This window comes from Cryptosporangium minutisporangium (assembly GCF_039536245.1).
Lineage (GTDB): Bacteria > Actinomycetota > Actinomycetes > Mycobacteriales > Cryptosporangiaceae > Cryptosporangium > Cryptosporangium minutisporangium.
In genome coordinates, this window is record NZ_BAAAYN010000044.1 from 32,894 (window position 1) to 51,364 (window position 18,471).

At 67.5% G+C, this 18,471-nt stretch carries 20 protein-coding genes and 2 tRNA genes; 5 read left to right on the forward strand and 17 right to left on the reverse strand.

All coding sequences use genetic code 11. The features are described from left to right. Nucleotides 1-42 precede the first annotated feature (42 nt). From ABEB28_RS30440 to ABEB28_RS30455, 4 genes are read right to left on the reverse strand one after another with little or no spacing between them, the layout of a single operon-like run. Nucleotides 43-702 carry an aminodeoxychorismate/anthranilate synthase component II gene (locus ABEB28_RS30440; protein WP_345732034.1) on the reverse strand — a complete coding sequence of 220 codons (660 nt, stop codon included), beginning with the start codon at nt 700-702 and terminating at the stop codon, nt 43-45. A 37-nt stretch (nt 703-739) separates the two neighbouring features. Then, entirely contained in the window at nt 740-982 is a 243-nt protein-coding gene (locus ABEB28_RS30445) for a hypothetical protein (RefSeq protein ID WP_345731691.1), read from the reverse strand. A gap of 25 nt (nt 983-1,007) precedes the next feature. Continuing rightward, a complete protein-coding gene (locus tag ABEB28_RS30450; RefSeq protein WP_345731692.1) occupies nt 1,008-1,751 on the reverse strand; it encodes a class E sortase in 744 nt (247 codons plus the stop codon). Then, complete coding sequence (locus ABEB28_RS30455) at nt 1,652-2,341, reverse strand: DUF881 domain-containing protein (protein ID WP_345731693.1); 690 nt, start codon at nt 2,339-2,341, stop codon at nt 1,652-1,654. Before ABEB28_RS30455 ends, ABEB28_RS30450 begins: the two co-directional genes overlap by 100 nt. A gap of 243 nt (nt 2,342-2,584) precedes the next feature. Between ABEB28_RS30455 and ABEB28_RS30460 the strand changes: the two genes are divergently transcribed. Then, nucleotides 2,585-2,854 carry a cell division protein CrgA gene (locus ABEB28_RS30460; protein WP_345731694.1) on the forward strand — a complete coding sequence of 90 codons (270 nt, stop codon included), beginning with the start codon at nt 2,585-2,587 and terminating at the stop codon, nt 2,852-2,854. A gap of 119 nt (nt 2,855-2,973) precedes the next feature. Beyond that, nucleotides 2,974-3,399, forward strand: a complete 426-nt coding sequence (locus ABEB28_RS30465; RefSeq protein WP_345731695.1) for a PH domain-containing protein — start codon at nt 2,974-2,976, stop codon at nt 3,397-3,399. A gap of 10 nt (nt 3,400-3,409) precedes the next feature. On the opposite strand, the gene ABEB28_RS30470 is transcribed toward ABEB28_RS30465, so the two are convergent. Then, nucleotides 3,410-4,345, reverse strand: coding sequence for a rhomboid family intramembrane serine protease (locus tag ABEB28_RS30470; protein ID WP_345731696.1), 936 nt, complete (start codon nt 4,343-4,345; stop codon nt 3,410-3,412). Nucleotides 4,346-4,444: 99 nt separating this feature from the next. Further along, on the reverse strand, nt 4,445-4,975 hold the full coding sequence (locus tag ABEB28_RS30475; protein ID WP_345731697.1) for a peptidylprolyl isomerase: 531 nt from the start codon (nt 4,973-4,975) through the stop codon (nt 4,445-4,447). A 104-nt stretch (nt 4,976-5,079) separates the two neighbouring features. Here ABEB28_RS30475 and ABEB28_RS30480 point away from each other — a divergent pair, with 104 nt between their 5' ends. Continuing rightward, nucleotides 5,080-5,928 (forward strand): hypothetical protein, encoded by an 849-nt coding sequence (locus ABEB28_RS30480; protein ID WP_345731698.1) that lies wholly within the window; start codon nt 5,080-5,082, stop codon nt 5,926-5,928. 65 nt (nt 5,929-5,993) lie between these two features. On the opposite strand, the gene ABEB28_RS30485 is transcribed toward ABEB28_RS30480, so the two are convergent. Further along, nucleotides 5,994-7,157 (reverse strand): magnesium and cobalt transport protein CorA, encoded by a 1,164-nt coding sequence (locus tag ABEB28_RS30485; RefSeq protein WP_376980799.1) that lies wholly within the window; start codon nt 7,155-7,157, stop codon nt 5,994-5,996. Nucleotides 7,158-7,360: 203 nt separating this feature from the next. Here ABEB28_RS30485 and ABEB28_RS30490 point away from each other — a divergent pair, with 203 nt between their 5' ends. After that, a complete protein-coding gene (locus tag ABEB28_RS30490; RefSeq protein WP_345731700.1) occupies nt 7,361-7,492 on the forward strand; it encodes a hypothetical protein in 132 nt (43 codons plus the stop codon). A gap of 54 nt (nt 7,493-7,546) precedes the next feature. Here ABEB28_RS30490 and ABEB28_RS30495 read toward each other — a convergent pair whose 3' ends face one another. From ABEB28_RS30495 to ABEB28_RS30530, 8 genes are all read right to left on the reverse strand, one after another. After that, nucleotides 7,547-7,843 carry a hypothetical protein gene (locus ABEB28_RS30495; RefSeq protein ID WP_345731701.1) on the reverse strand — a complete coding sequence of 99 codons (297 nt, stop codon included), beginning with the start codon at nt 7,841-7,843 and terminating at the stop codon, nt 7,547-7,549. Nucleotides 7,844-7,859: 16 nt separating this feature from the next. Beyond that, the gene (locus ABEB28_RS30500) at nt 7,860-9,542 is read right to left on the reverse strand and encodes a sodium:solute symporter family protein (protein WP_345731702.1); all 1,683 of its coding nucleotides are present in this window, start codon (nt 9,540-9,542) and stop codon (nt 7,860-7,862) included. Between the two features lie 166 nt (nt 9,543-9,708). After that, nucleotides 9,709-10,272, reverse strand: coding sequence for a TetR/AcrR family transcriptional regulator (locus ABEB28_RS30505; protein ID WP_345731703.1), 564 nt, complete (start codon nt 10,270-10,272; stop codon nt 9,709-9,711). Continuing rightward, nucleotides 10,263-11,378, reverse strand: a complete 1,116-nt coding sequence (locus ABEB28_RS30510; RefSeq protein WP_345731704.1) for an LCP family protein — start codon at nt 11,376-11,378, stop codon at nt 10,263-10,265. The genes ABEB28_RS30505 and ABEB28_RS30510 overlap by 10 nt, the downstream gene beginning before the upstream one ends. Before the next feature lie 672 nt (nt 11,379-12,050). Next, nucleotides 12,051-12,123 (reverse strand) — tRNA-Ala (locus ABEB28_RS30515). A 47-nt stretch (nt 12,124-12,170) separates the two neighbouring features. Then, the gene (locus tag ABEB28_RS30520) at nt 12,171-12,299 is read right to left on the reverse strand and encodes a DLW-39 family protein (protein ID WP_345731705.1); all 129 of its coding nucleotides are present in this window, start codon (nt 12,297-12,299) and stop codon (nt 12,171-12,173) included. Nucleotides 12,300-12,338: 39 nt separating this feature from the next. Beyond that, nucleotides 12,339-12,415, reverse strand: a tRNA-Ile gene (locus ABEB28_RS30525). Nucleotides 12,416-12,510: 95 nt separating this feature from the next. After that, on the reverse strand, nt 12,511-12,903 hold the full coding sequence (locus ABEB28_RS30530; RefSeq protein ID WP_345731706.1) for a DUF3566 domain-containing protein: 393 nt from the start codon (nt 12,901-12,903) through the stop codon (nt 12,511-12,513). 109 nt (nt 12,904-13,012) lie between these two features. On the opposite strand from ABEB28_RS30530, the gene ABEB28_RS30535 reads away from it, so the two are divergent. Continuing rightward, nucleotides 13,013-13,720 carry a hypothetical protein gene (locus ABEB28_RS30535; RefSeq protein ID WP_345731707.1) on the forward strand — a complete coding sequence of 236 codons (708 nt, stop codon included), beginning with the start codon at nt 13,013-13,015 and terminating at the stop codon, nt 13,718-13,720. Between the two features lie 34 nt (nt 13,721-13,754). On the opposite strand, the gene gyrA is transcribed toward ABEB28_RS30535, so the two are convergent. Together gyrA and gyrB are read right to left on the reverse strand one after the other, a co-directional pair. Beyond that, nucleotides 13,755-16,172 (reverse strand): DNA gyrase subunit A, encoded by a 2,418-nt coding sequence (gyrA, locus tag ABEB28_RS30540; RefSeq protein WP_345732035.1) that lies wholly within the window; start codon nt 16,170-16,172, stop codon nt 13,755-13,757. A 240-nt stretch (nt 16,173-16,412) separates the two neighbouring features. Then, nucleotides 16,413-18,368 carry a DNA topoisomerase (ATP-hydrolyzing) subunit B gene (gene gyrB, locus ABEB28_RS30545; RefSeq protein WP_345731708.1) on the reverse strand — a complete coding sequence of 652 codons (1,956 nt, stop codon included), beginning with the start codon at nt 18,366-18,368 and terminating at the stop codon, nt 16,413-16,415. Nucleotides 18,369-18,471: the final 103 nt, after the last annotated feature.

The following is an 18,471-nucleotide window of genomic DNA, read 5'->3' on the forward strand; positions in this document are numbered from 1 at the left end:
CCCGACCGAGAGGTCGGGCCCTTCGTCCGTTCCAGGCCGTGTTCAGGCGTAGGCGGCGAGCCGGCGCTCCTCGACCTGCTCGACCAGAGGGGTGGACCGGTCGACGGCCGCGGGGTCTCCACAGGCGCCGAGCCAGTTCGCCAGCATGCGGTGGCCACCTTGGGTGAGCACCGACTCGGGGTGGAACTGCACACCCTCGATAGCCAGTTCCCGGTGACGCATCGCCATCACCACACCCGAGGGCGTGCGTCCGGTGATCTCGATCTCGGCCGGCAGCGTGTCCTCCACGACGGCCAGCGAGTGGTAGCGGGTAGCGGTGAACGGGTCCGGGAGCCCGGCCAGGACGCCCACGTCGTCGTGGTGGACCTCGCTGGTCTTTCCGTGCAGGAGTTCCGGCGCACGGTTCACGGTGGCCCCGTAGGCCACGCCGATCGCCTGGTGCCCGAGGCAGACCCCGAACAGCGGTACCTGGCCGGCCAGGTGCTCGACCATCGGGATGCACACGCCGGCGTCCTCCGGTGCGCCCGGGCCGGGCGAGAGCAGCACCCCGTCGACCGGGGCGCCGTCGACGTCACCGGCGAGCACCTCGGCGGGTTGCACCGCGTCGTTGCGTCGGACGACGCACTCGGCACCGAGCTGGCCCAGGTACTGCACCAGGTTGTAGACGAACGAGTCGTAGTTGTCGACGACCAGGATGCGCACGCTCACCCGTCGATTGTGACACCTGGAGGACAAGCCTTTAACCACCCGCGGTCGTGGGGGCCTCGCTGGCGGGGGGACTCGCGGGGTTGCTCTCGTCGACGGTGTCGCTGCCGCCGGTGGTGGTGCCGTCGACGGTTACGTCCCCGAACGGGAGCAACGGCTCTGCCCAGGGGAAGATCTTGAACCAGAGCAGCCAGCCCACCGCACCGACCAAGACGAGCGCGCAGAGCGACTTGAGCGCCACGTTGCCGGGTAGGCGGTCCCAGATCCAGCCGTACACGCCGAGCGTCCTTCCTACTGCCTGCCTACTGCACCTCGGCCGGGCGTCCGGCCGACTGCGGTTGGGACTTGGTCTGCTTCGCCCAGACGATCAGCCGCTCGTAGTTGTCCAACTTCGGGTTGCAGGTCGTCAGCGTCAGCATCTTCTCGGTGGGTTCCTGCCCGGGGTTCTCCGGGTTCGCAGCGACCACCGACACCTGCGTGGGCAGCGTGATGAAGTTCTTCGTCACCGTGTACACGTACCAGTCGGTCTGGGTCTCGACGACGATCGTGTCACCGGTCTTCAGCTTGTCCAGGTCCCAGAACATCGCCTTGAGTCGGTGACCGGCGACGGCGAAGTTGCCGGGTTCGTTCGGCATCTGGCTGTCCGGGTAGTGGCCGGGGGCCAGCTCGATGTCGTCGGGTTCGACGCCCTCGACGACCACCCACTTCTGGTCGAACTTCGGGATGTAGAGCCGCGCGATGCCTTCGCCGGGGAGTGGTTCGGCGGGCTGCCCGGACGAGGTCGGCGGCGGCGCGGCGGCCCACTGCTGGTCGAGCTGGGCGTTGAGCCGGTCCCGTTCGGCGTTGACCTGATACGCCTTGCCGTAGACCTCGTAGCAGGCAAACAGGATCACGATGAGCCCGAACGTGATCAGGATCTCGCCGAAGGTCCGGATCGAGCTGCGGATCAGCGATTCGGGTTCGTTGCGTGCGTCAACCCGGTGGGACCGTCGTACGCCGGCAACGTGACGACCTGGGGTTCGCCGACCGTATACCCCAGGTTCCATGCGCGAGCCGCTTGGCGGAACAGCGACACCCCTGGCGACGCGTCGAGGGCGGCCCGCATCGACGAGACGTTGCCAATCGCGGTGATCACGAATGCCGGCGAGAACGTTCTCCCGTGTAGGAGGAGGGTGTTGCCCACGCACCGGACGGCGCTGGTAGAAATCACCCTGATTCCCATAATCGTCATAGCCTCCGCGCCGCCCGCCCATAGTGCGTTCACCACCGCCTGCACATCCTGTTGGTGCACGACCACGTCGTCCGCGTTAGCGCCGGCCGGTAGTACACCGCCGGGGCGACGCGGGGCGTCGTCGAGCTTGACCGTGAGCGACGGTCCGCGAACCTTTCCGAGCCCGGCCGGCCCGGTAAGTGCGTCGACTTCCTGCTGTGGACGTTCCAGCCGGGCGTCGGTGCGCGTGTAGGACCGCGTGGCTTCATCAACTGAACGACGCAGCTCGGCCGCGCGGCGTTCAGCAGCCGCAACATCAGAATTACCACGTCGGATCAACTCTGCGAGCTGATCGCGTCGACCGCCTCGGAGATCGGAGCCTTGGGAGGTCTCCGCACTGGTGGCGAACAACACGCCCGCCAGCACCAGGACACCGGGCAGCGCGAGGCGCCAACCCAGCGCGTGCTGGGCCGACCCCGCACGCGATCGACCAGCTCGGTGACGCGGAGGTCGACCACCGAGCCGACGCCACCCCGAGCGTCGGCCGGAGCTGCGGGGGCGCTGGCTACCGGAATCCGTCCCGGTCGGCCGGATCGCCGCCACATCGCCTCCTCGTCGAGAGCCTTCGACGACTACGCTAACCCGGGAACCCCGTATCAGGAGAAACCCGTGCCGAAGTCACGCGTACGCAAGAAGAAGGTCTACACGCCGCCGACGGATGTCCGGCCGGCTGCAGCCACCACCGCGAAGCGGGCGAAACCCAGCCCACGGTGGGTGCCCGGCCTTGCCGTCGCCCTCATCGTCGCCGGGATCGCGTGGCTGGTGACCTATTACATGACCCAGGGCGAGTACCCGGTCGCGGAGTTGTCCGCGTGGAATCTCGCGATCGGCTTCGGGATGCTCGTCGCCAGTCTGGGCGTCTTCACCCAGTGGCGATGACGGGCCCGTCATCCACAGGTAGCCCTCTGAACGGCGGCGTAGCCTGTGGATACTGTGGATAACTACCCCGGACTCTGGGTAGCCGCGGTGCGAGCCTGTGGAAAACCGTGGACGAGGCTGTGACCGAGGGCACAGCCCGTCGGTGGCGTGTGCCGGTCGCGGTCGCGCTCGTCAAGTTCGCTCTCGCCGCGGTGTTGGTGGTGGCTACCGTGACGGTGGCCCGCGATCTGGTCAGCGCGCTCCTCGGCCTCCTGGTCGCGGTGGGTCTGGGACTCTCGGGCCTGCGCGACGTCCTCATGCCGGTCCGGCTGGAGGCCGACGGCGAGGGCGTCACGGTGCTGACCGGGCTGCCCGGCCGTCGGAAGCACTACCCGTGGGCGAAGATCGAGCGAATCCGACTGGACCAGCGGCGGCGCCTGCTGGGTCGCTCCACGATGCTCGAGATCGACGCCGACAGCGACCTGTACTTCCTCACCCAGTACGAGCTGGGCGCGCCGCCGGCGCAGGTGGTCGAGGAGCTGGCGGCGCTACGGACCGGGCGCTGAGCGCCCGGGACTACAGGATCCCGAACGACGCCGTGCGCAAGGCGACCAGGATCACCAGCGCCAGCCCCACCCCTCCCAGCGCGATCCATTGCAACCGCGCCCGGTTGGGTCCGGCCGGCAGGTAGGACATCAGAGCTCCCACCGCCGCGCCGACGACGAAGCCGCCGATGTGGCCCCAGATGCTGATGTTGGCGACCACGAAGCCCAGGCTGAAGTTCAGGACGATCAGGAACACCAGCCCGCGCGGGTCTGCCCGCAGCCGGCGGAGGAAGAAGAACATCGCGCCGAGCAGGCCGAAGACCGAGGCGGACGCCCCGGCGGAGGCCTGGTTGAGCGGCGAGAAGAGATAAACGGCCACCGAGCCGCCGATGCCGCTGAACAGGTAGAGCGCGAGGAATCGCGCGCGGCCGAGCAGCCGCTCGCACTCGCGGCCGAGTATCCACAGCGCGTACATGTTGAACGCCAGGTGGATCAGCCCGTAGTGCAGGAAGTCAGCGGTCAGCAGCCGATAGAACTCCCCGGACGCGATGCCACCGCAGACCTCACCGCCGAAACCGCACGAGTAGGCGGGCACCGCCGCGCCCCACTCGGTGACGCCGGTGATGCCGCCGAAGAGCACGAACCGGCCGAGTTCGCGAAGCGCCACCTCGCCGGTGAGCACAGCGGCGACGATAGTGAACAGCCAGGCCGCGACGTTGATGCCGATCAACGTGCGGGTGACGGTTCCCTGCTCGCCCGAGAGCCCACCACCGAAAACGGTGCGCGCCGGGATCGTCGTCTTGCGCCCCTCGCTGACACACTCCGGGCACTGGAAGCCGACCGAGGCCGGCTGCATGCAGTCGGGGCAGATCGGCCGGTCGCACCGGACACACGACACGTAGGTGCTGCGGTCCGGGTGCCGGTAACACACCGGCGTCGCGGTGGTCCGCGCGCTGTCCTCGGTCACTGCCCATCCTCTGCTTGCCTGAAAGCGCCCCGGAGGCGTACTGACACGCCGAACGCCGCGCCCGGGAACGAAGTTCCCGGGCGCGTCACCCACGTCGGCTCAGGAGGGACGCTGCTCGATCGTGACGCTCTCGATCACGACGTCCTGCACCGGACGGTCGCCGCGGCCGGTCGGCGCCTGCGCGATCGCGGCGACGACCTTCTGGCTCTCGGCGTCGACGACCTCACCGAAGATCGTGTGGCGCCGGTTGAGGTGCGGCGTCGGCGCGACCGTGATGAAGAACTGGGAGCCGTTCGTGCCCGGCCCGGCGTTCGCCATCGCCAGCAGGTAGGGCTTGTTGAACACAAGGTCGGGGTGGAACTCGTCGGCGAACTGGTAACCGGGACCACCGGTGCCGGTGCCGATCGGGTCGCCGCCCTGGATCATGAATCCGTCGATGACCCGGTGGAAGATCGTGCCGTCGTAGAGCTTCCGCTGGCCACGCTCGCCGGTGCGCGGGTGGGTCCAGTCGATGCTGCCTTCAGCCAGGCCCACGAAGTTGCGCACGGTCTTCGGCGCGTGGTTCGGGAACAGCTTGATCGCGATCGGCCCGAAATTCGTGTGCAGAGTGGCGTAAAGATCGTCGGCCACGGGGTAGTTCCTCTCTATCGTGTAGGCCCTATCCTGCCACGCTGGTACGAGCTTGGACCGACGTGCAGGATAGGGACATCGAGGACCCACACAGAGGGGGCAAGATGGTGTTCCGTCGCAAGAAGGCCTCGACGCGTGATCTGGCGTCGGCCAAGGCCAAGGAGATCGGCACAGAGGTCGGGGCGGGGGTCGAGCACTTCCGCAACGCCGCTGTGGCGACCGCCGGGGCGGCACGGGACGCGGTCAAGCCGGCGGTCGGCAGCGCGCGTGATGCGCTCGGACCGAAGGTCGACGCCGCGCGGGTAGCCGTCGCCCCGAAGGTGGAGGCAGCTCGGGTTGTCGTGGCTCCGAAGCTGGAGTCCGCGCTCGAGCAGGCGAGGGAGGCCGTTTCGCCGCGGGTCGAGTCCGCGCGCGACTCCGTGGTCAGCACCGCCAAGCCCAAGGTCGACCAACTGCTGGTCGCGCTCGCCCCGCTGGTCGCGGCGGCGATCGACGCTCAGCAGACCTCCAAGAAGCAGGTCAAGAAGTCGGCGAAGAAGTTCGAGAAGCAGACTCGCAGCCAGCGGCGGGAAGCCGCCAAGCGGGCGAAGGAAACTTCTCTCGCCCTCCGTGGTCAGCGGCGTCGCCGGTGGCCGTGGATGCTCGGTGCGCTGGCGGCCGGCACCGCCGTCGGTGCTGGTGCGGCGCTCGCCGCCCGGCGCAACCGGCAGCCGGAGTGGGAGGAGTACGACCTGGTCGAGCCCGACACCCGTAGCACGGTGAAGGAGAAGGCCGACCAGGTTGCCGAGCGCGTGTCCAGCGCTGCGACGTCCGCCAAGGAAGCCGTGAGCAGCACGGGCGACAAGACGGCGAAGGACAAGACGACCCCGATCCCCGGAGCCGTCGAGCCCACGACCGAGACGACCGCGTCGTCGGTCAAGGACGCTGCCGAGGCCAACAGCCGGCGTAGCTGACCTGTAGTTCCCCCGAGTAGCGAGGGGCCCGCGACCGATCCGGTCGCGGGCCCCTCGCTGCCCGGTCAAAGCCATTCGGACTTTTTGAACAATCGGTACAGGCCGAAACAGATGACGAAGATGATGAACAAGATCATCGGGTAGCCGAAGCGCCAGCCCAACTCGGGCATGTACTCGAAGTTCATCCCGTAGATGCCGGCGACCGCGGTGGGCACGACGCCGATCGCCGCATACGCCGAGATCTTCCGCATGTCGTTGTTCTGCTGGATACCGGCCTGCGCGAGGCTCGCCTGCAGGATCGAGTTCAGCAGGTCGTCGAAGCTGGCGATCTGGTCGACCACGCGGCTGTGGTGGTCCGCGACGTCCCGGATGTACCGCCGGATCTCCTGGGGAACGCTCATCACCGCACCGCTGACCAGGCTCTCCAACGGTCGCGCGAGCGGCAGCACGGCCCGCTTGAGCTCCACGACCTCCCGCTTGAGTTTGTAGATCCGTGGGATGTCGACGTTCGAGTTGTCGAAGACGCTGGCCTCCAACTCGTCGATGTCGTCCTCGATCGCGTCGACGACCTCGACGTACCGGTCGACGATCTGGTCGACCACGGCGTGGAACACCGCCCACGGCCCTTGCCGCACGAGGTCTTCGCGCTGCTCCAGGTTCGCCCGGACGCCGCGGAGGCGGCAGGCGTCGCCGTGCCGCACGGTGATCGCGAAGCGCTCACCGAGGAACAGCATCACGTCGCCGGTCTCGACGACCTCGCTGGTGGCGGTGAGCGCGCCGTTGCGGATGTAGCGCGCGGTCTTGATCACGACGAACGTGACGTCGGCGTAGCGCTCGAGCTTGGGCCGGGCGAACGCCACGATCGTGTCCTCGACCGCGAGTTCGTGCAGGCCGAACGTCTTCGCGATGTCGGCGAATTCGTCGGACGTCGCGTCGTGCAGCCCGAGCCAGACGAACGCGTTGTCGTTGCGCTTCGCGGCCTCCAGCGCGGCGACGTAGTCCATCCGTCCGGGCCGGCGGACGCCGTCGATGTAGAGGCCGCAGTCCACGATCGCCGAGCCGGGATCGCGGGACGGGTGTGAGGCGGCCGCCGAGGGCGATCCGGTCAACGGGCGGGGCAGGACCTTGCCGAGCGTCCGGACCGGCGCGGCCAATGCACGCGCCATCGGCCGCGATCGCTGCCGATCAGAGGAGTGCACCTCTGTGGGCCGGATTTCACTGTTGACCATGCCGTCACCTCCCGCTCGGAGTTACCTACCGCGGACCAACCGCTCAAGAATAGGCCGGTAGGAAGTCGGACCCCTGTCTTACGGATGACGTCCGCGCATCGGTGTGACTCGGTACACCGGGCGAACCCGTTGGGTGTCTGTATCGATCCAGTAGGCTGGGAAGCGTCCTGGAACACCGAGTGAACCGCGAAGAGGAGAGGTCGATGCCCGTTCTGTTGGCTCCCAGCCGACTCACGGTCAGCATGATTCGCAACGGGGCCGCACTCGTGGCGCGACGGTTCGACGAGTGGACGCTGCGCGCGTTCAACGCCGACGTCCCACCGCGGACCCACTGACAGCTGACACCGGAAGCCCGGGGTAGCCTTCACGGCCACCCCGGGCTTCTGCGTTCAGGCCTCCGGCTGGCGTTCCTCGGACTGGGCGGCCACCGACGCGGGCGCATCCGGGCGGAGCGGCCGCAACCAGGACCACAGCCCGAACAGAGCTCCCAGGATGAACATCCCGACGCCGGTCCAGAGGTTGATCCGGATCCCGTCGGCCTTCTGCACCTCGGCCTCGGAGTCGAAGATCCCGAGCACGATCAGTAAGCCGCCGTAGACGACGAACAGGCCGGCGATCAACCACCGCAGGTCGAACAGGCTGCGGGACGCGGACTTGGCGTGTACTTCCTCGTCGGTCTCGGACATGAGATCGTCTCCTATCTCAGAGGAAGATCACGGACAGAACGGCTGTGATACCGAGGGCGGAGAAGCCGAGCAGCTTCGGCGACTCCCACCAACGACGGACCTTCTGCGCGTCGGCGGCGTCCGGGTTGTCGGGGTCGGGAACGCCCCAGATCAGACCCTTGACCTCGTCGAGCGGCTTCGGCTTGGTGACCATCGTGACGATGAGGGTCACGACGACGTCGACCACGAAGGCGGCGATCGCGCCGTAGAAGTTCCGGCTCTGCACCGACTCGATGTAGACGATCTCCGGAACGCCGAACTTGCCGTTCAGCGTGATCCAGGAGGCGACCGCCGCGACGGTGCCGGAGACGAGGCCGGCGAAACCGGCCCACGGAGTCATCCGCTTCCAGAACACACCGACGATGAACGTCGCGAACAGCGGCGCGTTGAAGAACGAGAACAGCGCCTGGACGTAGTTCATGATGTTCTCGTAGCCGGCCGCGATGAACGCGGTGCCGATGCCGATCAGGATGCCGATGACCGTGATGATGCGGCCGACCTGCAGGTAGTACCGGTCCGGTCGGTTCTTGACGACGTACGGCCGCCACAGGTCGTAGGTGAAGACCGTGTTGAACGAGCTGACGTTCGCCGCCATACCGGCCATGAACGCGGCCAGCAGACCGGTCAGCGCGATCCCGAGTACGCCGTTCGGCAGGAACCTCGCCATCAGCTCCGGAATCGCGTCGTTGTACGTCGGGCCGCCCTGCTGACCGAGCTTGGGGATGAGAACGAGCGCCACGAGACCCGGAATGATCGTCAGCGCCGGGATGAAGATCTTCGGGAACGCCCCGATCAGCGGCGTGCGCTGAGCGGCCGAGAGGTCCTTGGCCGAGAGGCAGCGCTGCACCTCGGCGAAGTTCGTCGTCCAGTAACCGAACGAGAGCACGAAGCCGAGACCGAAGACGATGCCGATCCAGTCGCCGAGCGGGTTGGTGGCGTCCCCTGGAGCCGTACCGCCCCACTGGCTGAACGCCGCACCGCCGATCTCGGTGTTCTGGCTGACCTGGTCCTGCAGGCCATCCCAGCCGCCGACCGCGGACAGACCCACGACCACCAGCGGGATCAGACCGGCGAGGATGACGAAGAACTGGAGCACCTCGGTGTAGATCGCGCCGGAGAGGCCGCCGAGCGTGATGTAGACGAGGACGAAGAACGCCGAGATGAAGATGGCCAGCCACAGAGGCCAGCCGAGCAAGCTCTGGATGATCAGGCCGAGCGCGTACAGGTTGACGCCCGCGGTGAGCACGGACGCCACGGCGAACGTCAGCGCGTTGAACGCGTGCGTCGGCCGGTTGAACCGCCGGCGCAGGTACTCGGGGACGCTGTGGACGCGCGTGCTGTAGTAGAACGGCATCAGGACCAGGCCGAGGAAGACCATGGCCGGGACCGCGCCGATCCAGTAGAAGTGCACCGTCGAGATGCCGTACTCGGCACCGTTGGCGGCCATGCCGAGGATCTCCAGCGCACCGAGGTTCGCCGCGACGAACGCTAACCCGGTCACCCAGGCCGGCAGGGCACGGCCGGAGAGAAAGAAGTCCTCGCTGGTTGCCACCGCACGCCGGGCGAGCAGTCCGATCGCGATGACGATGACGAAGTAGATGCCGAGGATCGTGTAGTCGATCCCGTTGACGTCGAGTTTCGCTGCTAATTCGGTCGTCACGCGACCCACCCCTTTCCGCTGAGGACGGGCCGAGGACGCTCCGTGGGTGCGGCTTCGCGGCCCAGCGGTGGGCTTGATACCCCGTGGTATAGCGGGTGAATCGTGGGGTGAGGTACCGGTGTACGTGCGGATCGATGCAGGTGGCTAGTCCCGACCGAACAGCCGGTCAGCGGGGGAGCAGGGCGTCCAGCGCGAGGCGGCCCAGCAACGTCGCGGCGTCCGACCGGTCGAGCTCGTCGTCCAGGAACGGCGTGGCGTTCATCAAGCCGAACGCCGCATGGGCGGCCGCCCGCGCGCGGGCAGGGTCCCACTCCGGTCGAACCTTGCCCAGTACCGCGACCCACTCCTCGACGTACTCGCGTTGGAGGCGGCGGATCGTTCGTCGGCTGTCCTGCGGTAAGCGGTCGATCTCGTGCAGGTAGAGGCTGATCACCGCGGGGTTGCCGAGCGCGAACGACACGTGGAAGTCGACCAACGAGCCGAGTGCGGTGATCGCATCGGGCGCGGCCGAGGCCCGCTGCCGCCCTTCGGCCAGGAGGTGCTCGCACACCGGCGTGAACGCCGCGGCGAGCATCGCCTCCTTACCGGCGAAATGGTGGTACAGCGCCGGGCCGGTGACCCCGGCCGCCGCACCGATGTCGTCCATCGAGACACCGTGGTACCCGCGGCGGGCGAAGAGCTCGACCGCGATCGTGAGGATCTCGTCCCGCCGCCGGGTCTTTACGAGCACGTCCCCGCGGACGGCGTCACGCCACCGGCGGGCTTCGGCGGGTTGGCAGCCAGGTACTGGTCCATCGTGTCGTTGCGCATCGCCGCGAAGAGTTCCTCACCCTTCACCGGGTCGAGCTCCACCGAGCTTCCGTAGGGCGTCGACAGGTCGTCGGTGATGAACGGGAGCGTCGTGCACCGCAGGTTCGTGGGACGCAGCTTCTTCATGCCGAGCGCGAGGTCGGGCAGGTCAACGTTCTCGTCGACGGTCACCGACTCGGCGACCGTGGTCAGCAGCCTGTCGAGCTTGCCCGGGTCGGTCAGCACGCCCTTCGTCGTCATCTTCTTCGCGACCGCGAGGACGACGCGCTGCTGGTTCTGCATGCGACCGAAGTCCCCACCCGGAACGGTCTTGCGCTGACGCATGAAGTCCTGCGCGCCGTCGGCGGTGAGGAAGTTGCAGCCCTTTTTCCACGTCCGGTCGGTGTGGATCGAGGACATCGAGAACGGAATGCAGACCTCGACGCCGCCGACGATGCCGACGAGTTTCCGGACGCTGTTGAAGTCGAGCAGGAACGCGCCGTTGAGCGAGACGCCGGTCAGCTGCTGGACGGTCTTCGCGGTCAACGCCGGGCCGCCGTACTGGTAGGCGGCGTTGATCTTGTTCTTGCCGCCCTCCCACTTGCCGTCCCCGGACGCGGGAATGTCGACGTAGCTGTCCCGCGGGATCGACACGATGTACGCCTTGCTCAGCGTCTTGTCGATATGGGCCATCATGATCGTGTCCGAACGCGTGCCCTCGGACGCGGCGAAGTCCGGGTCGTTCGCCCGGTCGTCCGAACCGAGGATCAGGAAGTTCAGCGGACCCTCGGTGTAGGTGGACTGTTCGTCCGAGAGGTCGCCCAGAATGTCCGCGCGCTTCAGCTTGCTCTCGTAGCGGTGGTTCAGCCCGTAGGCGGCGGTGAGGGTACCGCCAGCCAGCACGACCAGGACCGCACCGAGCACCACACAGACCTTGGCCCACGGCGGGGACTTCGGCTTCTTCGGCGGCACCGGGGAGCGGAACGTGGCCGGACTCGGCGGTTCGGCCGGCGTGGCCGACCGGGCCTCCTGCAGGCCTACTGCCATCACGCTCCCTAGCGTCAGTCGCGCCGCCGCCCGGGGTAGCGCGAAGAACAGCCAGAAGTGTATGGGCGCCAGTCCTCCGTCGCACTCAACCCGCAACGGCGGGCGGCGATGGAGTACTCGACCCCCGCCGCACCACGGTGTGCAGCGGCCCTACTCCCGGCCGACCGTCAGTCCGGCGACTTCCGGTCGATCGCCTGATTCGCGTCTCTCTACCAGCGCATTTCGGCGCTTTGGCAGGTACATCGCGACCAGTCGACAGGAGCATAGCCAAGGAGATGAAGAATCGACCCAGCGATCAGAAGTCTGTGGATTGTTCCGTCCGAAGAGATGAGTGCGTTGTTACTGTGCGCATTCTCTCGTCACTTGGCGTGATTGATTTCGGGCATAGTGGCAGGTCGGAGACCTTGCCGCCGAGCCTAAATAGCCTCCCCGGTGCCAACAAGGAGGCATTTTCCGTTATTGCGGGGATAGGGAACGGGTGACTCATTACGAGCGAGGGTTGCGCGAATGGGGCTTTCCGGCGCGTCCGCGACCGTAGCGCCGCCGCCACAGCCCTGGGCGAGGTCTCGTCTGCGGCCGCCGGGAAAACGAAGCGGACCGTGCGAGTGTTCGCACGGCCCGGATCCAGCGTCCTGATGAAGCTTTACGGGAGGGAGGACCTGCCCGAAGGAGTGGAGACGAGGGGAATCGAACCCCTAACCCCCGCCTTGCAAAGGCGGTGCTCTGCCAATTGAGCTACGTCCCCGCGCGCGCCGTCGGCGGACCGCAGGACGCCGTAGCGGCGGGAGCTATTCAGCGGTGGTCGGGCGCCGTGGTGGCTTCGTGCCAGAGCTCACGCTCGTCGCTGGCTTCCTTGAATTTCTTGGCAGCCAGAACGGCGATACCCGCGACAGCCGCGAGCACGAGCGCCTTCTTCCACATGGAGAATGCTCCCTTCTCCGCACCCGCCATTGCGGGCGCTGGTGGGGCTAGCTGGAATCGAACCAGCGACCTCATCGTTATCAGCGATGCGCTCTAACCGACTGAGCTATAGCCCCCGACGCGGACGAAAGATTACCCTACCCGTCCGCCCCGCCCCAAACCCGCTACCCCCGTCGGGCAGCGGGCTCCGCTAGGAGCGGACTTCCCAGCCTTACTGGTTCCGCTCGGCGAGCGTCAGCTCGACACCGCCGACCAGGTCCGCACACACGTTGTAGATGAACGCGCCGAGCGTCGCCAGCGCCGTGAACAGCACCATGTTGACGGCTCCGAGCAGCGCGGACCCACCGATCACCATCTTCGCCGTGATCGCCAGGTCGATTCCCTGGCTACCGTCCTGCCCCGCGGTGACCGTGCTGATCGTCTCGTTCAGGCTGTCCCACACGCCGAGGGCGCCGAGGACCATGTACAGGATCGACGTGGCCACCACCGACGCGATGAACAGCACCAGCGACACCGCGAACGAGAACTTCATCACCGACCACGGGTCGACCTTCTTCAGCTGCAGCCGAGCCCGGCGCGGGCCCCGACTCGCGGCCGCCGACACGGTCTGTCGCGCCGATCGGACGGCCTCCCCGACCTGAACCCGGGGAGGGGCCGCAGCGCCGCTCGACTGGCCCGCTGAGCCGCCGGAGACGGGCGCCGCACTGGTCGGCGTGGCCCCGCTCCCGGCCGGGCTGCCCACCGCGTGGGCAGCCGGCGGGCTGACCGACGCGGCCGCAGGCCGGGCGGCCTGCGACACGCTGGTGTCCCGATCGAACGACGGCATCGACGCGGTGGCCGCCGCCGGCGGGGAGGACGTCGGCGGCTTCGCCGCCGCCGCGGTGCGGGCGGTGGCGCTGCCGGCTCCGCTCCCGGACGTCGGGGACGCCGGCGAACCGGACGCGGCGGCCGGAGCAGGGTTCGCCACCGGCTTGCCGTACGTGGTGCCCTGGCTCTTCGTCGCCGGGCGGGTGGCTCCGTTCGCCGAGCCACCGGACGCCGGAGTCGTCGACGCGGGCGACGGCGTGCTCTTGGCAGCCGCTGGCTTCGTCGGGTTGGAGGCCTTAGTCGGCGTGGACGCCCCGGCGGCCGCGGACGGCGTCGTGGGCCCGGCGGTGGCCGGCTTGGCGCCCCCGCTCCCCGTGCCGGCCGGCGAGCCGGTGGCCGACGCCGGAGCACCGGCCGGCTTCGTCGTCGCGGACGAGGCGTCGGTCGCCCCCGGTTTCGCGGGCTGCTTCGGCGCCGCCGGCTTGGCCGACGGCGCGGCGGTGCCGCTCCGACCGGTGTCACGCGACGGCGTAGCGGCGCCTCCCACGGTGGCACGGCCGACGGTGGCCTTTCCCACCGCGGCGGACGCCCGGGCCGGGCCGCTCGAGTTCTGAGCGCCCGGACCGTCCGTGCTCTCGGAGTCAGTCATCAGCCGTCCTGTCCGTCAGGTTCGTCCTCGTTGCGCGCGATCGCCACCAGTGTCACCCCGGCAGGGAGCTCCATGAGCTTCACCCCCATCGTGTTCCGGTCACGAGTACGGCGAACCTGCCGCACCGGCGTCCGGATCACGCCACCGTTAGACGTGATAGCGAAGAGCTCATCATCGGTGGTTACCGCAAGAGCTGCGATGAGCCGTCCGCGCTTGGACACGATCCTGGCAGTGACTACCCCCTTACCACCACGACCTTGGACCGGATACTCCTCAATTGGTGTCCGCTTGGCGAAACCACCTTCGGTGGCGACAAGGACGTCCATACCCTCGCGAGCCACGTGCATGGAGAGAAGTTCGTCCTCGCCGGTGAACCGCATCCCGATGACACCCGAGGTAGCCCGGCCCATCGGGCGCAGCGACTCGTCGTCCGCCTTGAAGCAGATCGCCTGAGCCTGCTTGCTGACCAGCAGCAGGTTGTCGCTCTCGTTGATCAGCTCCGCGCCCACCAGCTCGTCGCCGTCGCGCAGGTTGATCGCGATGACGCCGCCCTGCCGGTTCGAGTCGAACTCGGTGAGCTTGGTCTTCTTGACCAGCCCGTTCCGAGTGGCCAGCACGAGGTGCGGCGCGTCCTCGTACGTGCGGATCTCGATGACTTCGGCGATTTGTTCGTCGGGCTGGAAGGCGAGCAGGTTCGCCACGTGCTGGCCGCGGGCCGTGCGACTCGCCTCCGGCAGCTCGTACGCCTTCACCCGGTAGACGCGGCCCTTGTTCGTGAAGAACAGGATCCAGTCGTGGGTCGAGCAGACGAAGAAGTGCGCGACGATGTCGTCCTGCTTGAGCGCCGCCCCCTGCACGCCCTTGCCGCCACGCCGCTGCGACCGGTAGAGGTCGACCTTGGTGCGCTTGGCGTAGCCGGTGCGGGTGATCGTGACGACCACCGGCTCCTCGGCGATCAGGTCTTCCATCGAAACGTCGCCGTCGTACGGCAGGATCTTGGTCCGCCGGTCGTCGCCGTACTTGTCGACGATCGCGGCGAGCTCGTCGCCGATTATCTGGCGCTGCTTCTCGTCGCTGGCGAGGATCGACTCGAGCTCGGCGATGTCCTCCATCAACTGGTTGTACTCGTCGATGATTTTCTGGCGCTCGAGAGCGGCCAGTCGACGCAGCTGCATGTCCAGGATGGCGGTGGCCTGCAGCTCGTCGATCTCCAGAAGCTGCATCAGGCCGGTGCGCGCGATATCGACGGTATCCGAAGCCCGGATCAGCGCGATGACCTCGTCGAGCGCGTCCAGCGCCTTGAGGTAACCGCGCAGGATGTGGGCCCGCTCCTCCTTCTTGCGGAGGCGGTAGCGGGTGCGCCGGACGATGACCTCGACCTGGTGGGCGACGTAGTACCGGAGCATCTGCGCGATGTTCAGGGTCCGGGGGACACCGTCGACGATCGCGAGCATGTTGACGCCGAACGAGTCCTGCAGCTGGGTGTGCTTGTACAGGTTGTTCAGCACGACCTTGGCGACGGCGTCCCGCTTGAGCACCAGCACCAGGCGCTGCCCGGTCCGGCCGGACGACTCGTCGCGGATGTCGGCGATGCCACCGAGCTTGCCTTCCTTCACCAGCTCGGCGATGCGCTCGGCCAGGTTGTCGGGGTTGACCTGGTACGGCAGCTCGGTGACGACGAGCATCTGCCGACCGCGGCGGTCTTCCTCCACCTCGACGACCGAACGCATCCGGACCAGCCCACGACCGGTTCGGTAGGCGTCCGCGATGCCCTCGGCGCCGACGATCAGCGCGCCGGTCGGGAAGTCCGGGCCCTTGATCCGCGCCGCGAGCGCGACGATCGTCTCTTCTTCGGAGGCCTCCGGGTTGTCCAGGCACCACTGGACACCGGAGGCGACCTCGCGGAGGTTGTGCGGCGGGATGTTCGTAGCCATCCCGACCGCGATCCCGGCCGAGCCGTTGACCAGCAGGTTCGGGAACCGCGCAGGCAGGATCGCCGGCTCGGTGGCCCGGCCGTCGTAGTTCGCGACCATATCGACGGTGTCTTCGTCGATGTCCCGAACCATCTCCATGGCCAGCGGATCGAGCCGGCACTCGGTGTACCGCATGGCGGCGGCCGGGTCGTTACCCGGCGATCCGAAGTTGCCGTTGCCGTCGATCAGCGGATGGCGCAGCGACCAGGGCTGCGCCATCCGGACCAGGGTGTCGTAGATCGAGGTGTCGCCGTGGGGGTGGAACTGCCCCATCACGTCGCCGACGACGCGGGAACACTTCACGTACCCACGTTCCGGTCGGTAGCCGCCGTCGTACATCCCGTACAGGACCTTGCGGTGCACGGGCTTGAGGCCGTCCCGCACGTCCGGCAGCGCACGCCCGACGATGACGCTCATCGCGTAGTCGAGGTAGCTGCGCTGCATCTCCACTTCGAGCCCGACTGGCTCGACGCGGTCGCCGGAGGGTGGCGGGGTCGTCGTCTCGGTCACGAACTGCCTTCCGGTGTGGATATCGTTCCCACGAGCGGGAGTTATGTACGATATGCCGTTTTACGGTGTGGATGAGGCTGTGAACAGTGTGGACAACTCCCGGCGGATACCATGTGCGCTTCGGCGCATTTGCAGTCCCTTACCGGCGTTTCCACACCACGGACAACAATCTCGTTAGATGTCCAAGAAACGGACATCCTTGGCGTTCTGCTGGATGAACGAGCGGCGCGCCTCGACGTCCTCCCCCATCAGGACGCTGAACAACTCATCGGCGACCGCCGCATCGTCGAGCGTCACCTGGAGCAACGTCCGGGTCGCCGGGTTCATCGTGGTCTCCCAGAGCTCGGGGTAGTTCATCTCGCCGAGACCCTTGAACCGCTGGATGTCGTCCGGCTTGGCCTTGGGGTTCTTCTCCTGACGTAGCCGGATCAGGCCGTCGCGCTCACGGTCGGAGAACGCGTACTGGGCGTCGTCGCCCTTCTTGTTCCACTTCACCTTGTACAGCGGCGGCTGGGCCAGGTAGACGTGGCCGAGCTCGACGAGCGGCTTCATGAAGCGGAACAGCAGCGTCAGCAGCAGCGTCCGGATGTGCTGGCCGTCGACGTCGGCGTCGGCCATCAGCACGATCTTGTGGTAGCGGAGCTTCTCGATGTCGAACTCGTCGTGGATGCCGGTGCCCAGCGCGGTGATCAGCGACTGGACCTCGTTGTTCTTGAGCACCCGGTCGATCCGGGCCTTCTCCACGTTCAGGATCTTGCCGCGGATCGGCAGGATGGCCTGGAACCTCGGGTCGCGGCCCTGCTTCGCCGAACCGCCGGCCGAGTCACCCTCCACGATGTAGAGCTCGCACTCGCGCGGGTCGGAGGACTGGCAGTCCGACAGCTTGCCGGGCATCGCGTTCGAGTCGAGCGCGCTCTTCCGGCGAGCCAGCTTCCTGGCCTGCTGGGCGGCGATCCGCGCCCGGGACGCCGCGGAGGCCTTCTGGATGATCGACCGCGCCTCGCTGGGGTTGCGCTCGAACCAGTCGTTGAGCCACTCGTTGCAGATCTTCTGGACGAACGACTTCACCTCGGTGTTGCCGAGCTTCGTCTTCGTCTGGCCCTCGAACTGCGGGTCGGCGATTTTCACGCTGATGATCGCCGCGAGACCCTCGCGGATGTCGTCGCCGGTGAGGTTGTCGTCGCTGCCGCGGAGGAGCTTCTTCTCCTTCGCGTACCGGTTGACGATGCTCGTCAGCGAGGTGCGGAAGCCCTCGTCGTGCGTGCCGCCCTCGTGGGTGTTGATCGTGTTGGCGAACGAATGGATCGACTCGCGGTAGCTCTCGTTCCACTGCATCGCGACCTCGACGGAGAGACCCTGACCCTCGCCGGCGAACTCGATGACGCTCTTGTGGATCGGCGTGTTCTTGTCGTTCAGGAACCGCACGTAGTCGGCGATGCCGCCCTTGTACTGGTAGGTGTACTCGCGGGGCTTCTCGCCCCGGTCGCCGTCCGGGTCGCGCTCGTCCCGCAGGATCAGCGTCAGCCCTCGGTTGAGGAACGCCATCTCCTGCATGCGGCGACGGATCGTCTCGAGGTTGTAGACCGTCTCCTCGAAAATCGTCGGATCGGCCCAGAACGTGATCGACGTGCCGTGCTCGCTGGTCGCGCCGCGCCTCTCGAGCTTGGCGGCCGGCTGGGTGTTCACGTACGGCTGGTACCAGACGTAGCCGTCGGTCTTGATCTCGACCTCGAGCTTGTGCGACAGCGCGTTCACGACCGAGACGCCGACGCCGTGCAGACCGCCGGAGACCGCGTACGACTTGCCGTCGAACTTGCCGCCCGCGTGCAGGACGGTAAGGACGACCTCGACCGCCGGGCGCTTCTCGACCGGGTGCATGCCGACCGGAATGCCACGGCCGTTGTCGACGACCCGGACGCCACCGTCGTCGAGCAGCGTCACCTCGACCCGGTCGCAGTAGCCGGCGAGCGCTTCGTCGACCGCGTTGTCCACGACCTCCCACACCATGTGGTGCAGGCCGCGCTCACCGGTGGAGCCGATGTACATACCTGGCCGCTTGCGAACTGCTTCGAGGCCTTCGAGAACAGTGATGGAGCTGGCGCTGTAGCCGGACTTCTTCTTTTCTGACACGGACTGGCCTCGGCTGCTCTCTCCACCGGCGGTCCGGCGGCGTCGGGCGCACAGGCGTTTTCCTCACCACGCCACTCCGACCGGTGCGGGGGCACCGAACTGA

Excerpts from the sequence above, each read along its gene's own strand:
- ABEB28_RS30450 (WP_345731692.1), bottom strand. The coding sequence starts at position 1,751 with ATGGAACCTGGGGTATACGGTCGGCGAACCCCAGGTCGTCACGTTGCC.
- ABEB28_RS30480 (WP_345731698.1), top strand. The coding sequence starts at position 5,080 with ATGGTGTTCCGTCGCAAGAAGGCCTCGACGCGTGATCTGGCGTCGGCC.
- ABEB28_RS30485 (WP_376980799.1), bottom strand. The coding sequence starts at position 7,157 with ATGGTCAACAGTGAAATCCGGCCCACAGAGGTGCACTCCTCTGATCGG.
- ABEB28_RS30490 (WP_345731700.1), top strand. The coding sequence starts at position 7,361 with ATGCCCGTTCTGTTGGCTCCCAGCCGACTCACGGTCAGCATGATTCGC.
- ABEB28_RS30495 (WP_345731701.1), bottom strand. The coding sequence starts at position 7,843 with ATGTCCGAGACCGACGAGGAAGTACACGCCAAGTCCGCGTCCCGCAGC.
- ABEB28_RS30510 (WP_345731704.1), bottom strand. The coding sequence starts at position 11,378 with ATGGCAGTAGGCCTGCAGGAGGCCCGGTCGGCCACGCCGGCCGAACCG.
- ABEB28_RS30520 (WP_345731705.1), bottom strand. The coding sequence starts at position 12,299 with ATGTGGAAGAAGGCGCTCGTGCTCGCGGCTGTCGCGGGTATCGCCGTT.
- gyrA (WP_345732035.1), bottom strand. The coding sequence starts at position 16,172 with ATGCAGCGCAGCTACCTCGACTACGCGATGAGCGTCATCGTCGGGCGT.